The organism is Aquibium sp. A9E412, assembly GCF_030398335.1.
Taxonomy (GTDB): Bacteria; Pseudomonadota; Alphaproteobacteria; order Rhizobiales; family Rhizobiaceae; genus A9E412.
On record NZ_JAOAOP010000120.1, the window covers coordinates 1 to 4841 of the forward strand.

The 4841-nt window shown below is 67.1% G+C and carries 6 protein-coding genes; 3 read left to right on the plus strand and 3 right to left on the minus strand.

Translation table 11 applies throughout. The features are described from left to right. Positions 1-286, plus strand: a 286-nt coding sequence (locus N1F89_RS20325; protein ID WP_290086300.1) for a hypothetical protein, incomplete at its 5' end; no start/stop codon positions are given. Between the two features lie 127 nt (positions 287-413). On the opposite strand, the gene N1F89_RS20330 is transcribed toward N1F89_RS20325, so the two are convergent. After that, positions 414-917, minus strand: coding sequence for a GNAT family N-acetyltransferase (locus N1F89_RS20330; protein ID WP_290086301.1), 504 nt, complete (start codon positions 915-917; stop codon positions 414-416). A gap of 320 nt (positions 918-1237) precedes the next feature. Between N1F89_RS20330 and grxD the strand changes: the two genes are divergently transcribed. Together grxD and N1F89_RS20340 are read left to right on the plus strand one after the other, a co-directional pair. After that, the gene (grxD, locus tag N1F89_RS20335; protein ID WP_290086302.1) at positions 1238-1573 is read left to right on the plus strand and encodes a Grx4 family monothiol glutaredoxin; all 336 of its coding nucleotides are present in this window, start codon (positions 1238-1240) and stop codon (positions 1571-1573) included. Positions 1574-1689: 116 nt separating this feature from the next. After that, the gene (locus tag N1F89_RS20340) at positions 1690-2931 is read left to right on the plus strand and encodes a multidrug effflux MFS transporter (RefSeq protein WP_290086304.1); all 1242 of its coding nucleotides are present in this window, start codon (positions 1690-1692) and stop codon (positions 2929-2931) included. 28 nt (positions 2932-2959) lie between these two features. On the opposite strand, the gene ttcA is transcribed toward N1F89_RS20340, so the two are convergent. After that, on the minus strand, positions 2960-3796 hold the full coding sequence (ttcA, locus tag N1F89_RS20345; RefSeq protein ID WP_290086308.1) for a tRNA 2-thiocytidine(32) synthetase TtcA: 837 nt from the start codon (positions 3794-3796) through the stop codon (positions 2960-2962). Between the two features lie 112 nt (positions 3797-3908). Next, complete coding sequence (gene rpsD, locus N1F89_RS20350) at positions 3909-4526, minus strand: 30S ribosomal protein S4 (RefSeq protein WP_290086305.1); 618 nt, start codon at positions 4524-4526, stop codon at positions 3909-3911. Positions 4527-4841 lie beyond the last annotated feature (315 nt).

Here is a 4841-nt window from a genome sequence, read left to right on the forward strand (position 1 = left end):
GCGTTTCACGGAATCGCAGATCGGCTCTAACTCATTGTTTTCACGCGTTTCCGAACGGCGAACCGGTTTCCACTTCGCCTGGAAACGCTATAGGCACCGTGATCCAGATGCGAATGGCCGCGCGTTCGAGGGCGGCCGGAAAATTGTCGGCGCGCCGGTCATGACGCGTGGCGCGCCCCCGCATCGGCTTCATGCGATTGAAGAAGCGTTCGACGGTTGTGCCGACGGCCCAATCAGAACCGGTTATTGCTGCCGTGAAGCGGAGACGTTGCAGTCCACCGCCTGATCTGCCGGAACGGCGCAGTTGCGGACTTGCCCGACGCTCGGGTTGGCGGTGGGTACGCACGTGTTCGACACGTTTGCGTCGTCGGCGACGGTCCAAACGACTGGCTCGGTCGAGCGCCGATACGGGCTTACGGATGAGGATGCCTGAAAACGAGATCGTTCGGATCTTGGCGAGGCGCTTCCGCATCCAACCGCGCCCCTAGCCGTTCTGCGAGCCTGCGGGACCGGGTGTTGCAGGGGTCAATGTAGCTGACGAGGGTCTTGAGCCCACGTACCTCGAAGGCCCAGTCCCGCAATGCCGCTGCACCTTCATGGGCATAGCCCTTTCCCTCAGCGTGGGGATAGACGAACCACCCCAGTTCATGCTCCGGAAAGAGAGGTCCGTGATTGATGCCAACCTGACCGAGACATCTACCCGTCTCGCGATCGTCCATCATCAAAGCACCGTGGCCCATGAGTGCCCACTGAGCCACATCGTGACAGAACAGGCCCCAAGCGGCCCTCGTTGAATATGGACCACCCATGTGGGCTGCGCGCTGAGAACGCATCATGTCGGCATATCGTGGCCAGTCTTCGCTCGTCATAGGACGCAGGAACAGGCGCTCCGTCTCGATCGTCGGCACATCAGGCATTTGATTTTTCTCTTGGAAGGTCGGGCGGACATCTCGGTCGCAGGCACCTCGGACAGGTGACGAAGGGCTGAAGACGGCGTTGGAGTCCAGGGCGCTTCCGGGCGAAGCGGAAACCGGTTCGCCGCCGGCAAACGCGTCACGACGACACGTTGGAGCCGGTCTGCGATACCGCGAACGGCAGACTGGCGCTAGCCGGTGCCGCCCGGCCGCCGCAGGCGCGCATCCCGCCGCGCACGATTGCACCGCGGGCCATGCTGCAATACATAGGGGCATGTCTCGAATCCGCCGGGCCTTTACCCCGGCCGGGAAAGGGTGAAGCAATGAGCGGTATCAACGAATTCATCGACCAGGAAGTGAAGAGCAACGACGTCGTTCTCTTCATGAAGGGCACGCCGGGCTTTCCGCAGTGCGGCTTCTCCGGCCAGGTCGTGCAGATCCTCGACTATCTCGGCGTGCCCTACAAGGGCGTCAACGTGCTGACCTCGGACGAGCTGCGCCAGGGCATCAAGGACTACGCCAACTGGCCGACCATCCCGCAGCTCTACGTCAAGGGCGAGTTCGTCGGCGGCTGCGACATCATCCGCGAGATGTTCCAGGCCGGCGAGCTGCAGTCCTATCTCGGCGAGAAGGGCGTGAACACCAAGGGCGCCGCCTGACGGCATCCGCCACCGGTCGGCCCGGCCGCGGCCGGGACCGCAGTTGAAGGATGCGCCGGCCCTGCCCGGCGCATTTCTTTTTTTCAGCACGTCTTGTCAGATCGGGAGCCGTTTCGATGGCCGTTGAGCACGCCGCCGCGCCTGTGACCACCCGCAGAAGCGCGACGCGCGGACCGGAGTTCATCGCCATCCTCGCCGGGCTGATGGCGCTCAACGCGCTGGCCATCGACATCATGCTGCCGGCCTTCCCCGAGATCGCCGCCGACCTGGCGCTGAGCGACGCCAACCATGCCCAGTTCGTCATCCTGTCCTATGTCGTGGGCTTCGGCGGCGCGCAGCTCTTCTTCGGTCCTGTTTCCGACCGCTTCGGCCGGCGCGCGCCGCTGTTCGCCGGGCTGGCGCTCTATATCCTGAGCGCGGCCGCCGGCGCGCTGGCACCGAGCTTCGAGCTGCTGATCGCCGCGCGCGTGCTGCAGGGCATCGGCGCGGCGGCCACCCGCACCATCGCGCTTTCGGTCGTGCGCGACACCCATTCGGGCCGCGACATGGCGGCGATCATGTCGCTCGTCATGGTCGTCTTCATGGTGGTGCCGGTGTTCGCGCCGCTCGCCGGCCAGGTGATCGTGCTGTTCGGCGAGTGGCATCTGGTCTTCCTGTCGATGGCGGTGTTCGGCGGCGCGATGCTCTTGTGGACGGCGCTGCGCCTGCCCGAGACGCTGCCCGAGGCACGCCGCCGGCCGCTCACCATGGCCTCCGTGATCGGCGCCTTCCGCATCGTGGTGTCGAACCGCACCTCGCTGTTCTACGCGCTGGCGACGGCCTTCTTCTTCAGCTCGCTCTACGCCTTCCTCAACTCCGCGCAGCAGATCTATGTCGACATCTACGGCCTGGGGCCGCTGTTTCCGGTCGCCTTCGCCTCGGTGGCGATGCTGATGGCGGTGTCGTCCTTCCTCAATTCGCGGCTGGTCAGGCGGGTCGGCCAGCGCCGGCTGTCGCACACCGCGCTGCTGCTCTACGCCGTGCTCAGCACCGCGCTCGCCGTCATCGCCTGGCTGATGCCGGTGCCCTTCTGGCTGTTCCTCGGCATGTTCTGCCTGATCATGCCGCTGTTCGGCTGGGTCGGCGCCAACCTCAACTCGATCGCCATGGAACCGCTCGGCGCGGTGGCCGGCACCGGCGCCTCGGTGCTCGGCTTCACCCAGACGGTGGGCGGCGGCATCGTCGGCGCGCTGATCGGCCAGGCCTTCGACGGCACCATCTTCCCGCTGGTCACCGGCTTCGCCGGCGTGTCGGTGATCGCGCTCGGCCTCATCCTGATCGCCGAGAAGGGCCGGCTGTTCGGCGTCGGGCCGGCGTGAGGCGGCTGGGCGCGGCCGCCCCGCCCGCTCAGCCCGCGCCGAGCGCGGCGAAGTCGAACAGCGCGCGGTCGAGCAGGTGCGAGGGGCGCGCGTTGGCGAGCGCGCGGATCATCGTGTCCTTGCGGCCGGGCATGCGGCGCTCGATGTCGTCGAGCATCGCCTTCATGGCGTTGCGCTGCAGGCCCTCCTGGCTGCCGCACAGGTCGCAGGGGATGATGGGAAAGGCGAGCGCCTCGGCGAAGCGGGCGAGGTCGGCCTCCGCGCAATAGGCGAGCGGCCGCAGCACCATCACGTCGCCCTCGTCGTTCATCAGCTTGGGCGGCATGGCGGCGAGCCGGCCGCCGTGGAACAGGTTCATGAAGAAGGTCTCGAGGATGTCCTCGCGGTGGTGGCCGAGCACCAGCGCCCGGCAGCCCTCCTCGCGCGCGATGCGGTAGAGATGGCCGCGGCGCAGCCTCGAGCACAGCGCGCAGTAGGTGGCGCCCGCGGGCAGCTTGCCGGTCACCACCGAATAGGTGTCGCGGTACTCGATGCGGTGCGGCACGCCGAGCCCGTCGAGGAAGTCGGGCAGCACGTGCTGCGGAAAGCCGGGCTGGCCCTGGTCGAGGTTGCAGGCCAGAAGGTCGACCGGCAGCAGGCCGCGCCACTTGAGATCGAGCAGCACGGCGAGCAGGCCGTAGGAATCCTTGCCGCCCGACAGCGCCACCAGCCAGCGCTCGCCCGGCCGCAGCATGGCGAAGTCGTCGAGCGCCTGGCGGGCGTGGCGCAGGAGCCGCTTGCGCAGCTTGTTGAACGCGACGGAGGACGGCGCGCCGGCGAACAGCCGGTGGACGGCGCCGTCGCCGGCGGGTTCGGGGTCTGGCATCGGGTGCACGGTCATCGCGAGCCTCTTCTGGCGCCTGCATAACCGCCGCGGCGGCAAAGAAAAAGGCCGCGACTGGCGCGGCCTCGTTCTCGATCGGTGCGGCCGGGGCCGGTCAGCGCGAGTAGTACTCGATGACCAGATTGGGCTCCATGTGCACGGCGAACGGCACGTCGGAGAGGGTCGGCACGCGGGTGAAGGTCGCCGTCATCTTGGAGTGGTCGGCCTCGACATACTCCGGCACGTCGCGCTCGGCGAGCTGCGTCGACTCGAGCACGATGGCGAGCTGCTTCGACTTCTCGCGCACCTCGATCACGTCGCCCGGGCGGCAGCGGAAGGACGGGATGTTGACCCGCCGGCCGTTGACCTTGACATGGCCGTGATTGACGAACTGGCGCGCGGCGAAGATCGTCGGCACGAACTTGGCGCGGTAGACGAGCGCGTCGAGACGCGATTCCAGAAGGCCGATCAGGTTCTCCGTCGTCTCGCCCTTGCGCCGGTTGGCCTCGTCGTAGATGCGGCGGAACTGCTTTTCGGAGATGTCGCCGTAATGGCCCTTCAGCTTCTGCTTGGCGCGAAGCTGCAGGCCGAAGTCGGACAGCTTGCCCTTGCGGCGCTGGCCGTGCTGGCCGGGGCCGTATTCGCGGCGGTTGACCGGCGACTTGGGGCGGCCCCAGATGTTTTCGCCGAGCCGGCGGTCGAGCTTGTATTTTGCCGAATGGCGCTTGCTCATCGCATTCCCTTTCAAGACATTGCGCCCGGGTCTTCACGACCCGGGTGAAGGAAACGCGCCCTCCTCTGACCCCGTGTTTGCGGGGCCTGACAGGTCCGTGCGCGCGCGCAAGCGGCAAGCGGACCACGGGACACGTCGAAGAAACCGCCGGATGGCCTCACCCGGCGGTGCGGCTGGCCATAGACGATCGGCGCCGGGCTGTCAACGCGCGGCGGCGGTGCGCACGGCAGTGAACTCGGGTTAACGGTGTTTCGAACTTGCTTGGATTCTGATTCGGTTGGTGGCGGTGATTCGGAGACCGCTGCCATGCTTGAG

Coding starts and splice junctions, on each gene's coding strand:
- N1F89_RS20330 (WP_290086301.1), bottom strand. CDS start 917: ATGCCTGATGTGCCGACGATCGAGACGGAGCGCCTGTTCCTGCGTCCT.
- grxD (WP_290086302.1), top strand. CDS start 1,238: ATGAGCGGTATCAACGAATTCATCGACCAGGAAGTGAAGAGCAACGAC.
- N1F89_RS20340 (WP_290086304.1), top strand. CDS start 1,690: ATGGCCGTTGAGCACGCCGCCGCGCCTGTGACCACCCGCAGAAGCGCG.
- ttcA (WP_290086308.1), bottom strand. CDS start 3,796: ATGCCAGACCCCGAACCCGCCGGCGACGGCGCCGTCCACCGGCTGTTC.
- rpsD (WP_290086305.1), bottom strand. CDS start 4,526: ATGAGCAAGCGCCATTCGGCAAAATACAAGCTCGACCGCCGGCTCGGC.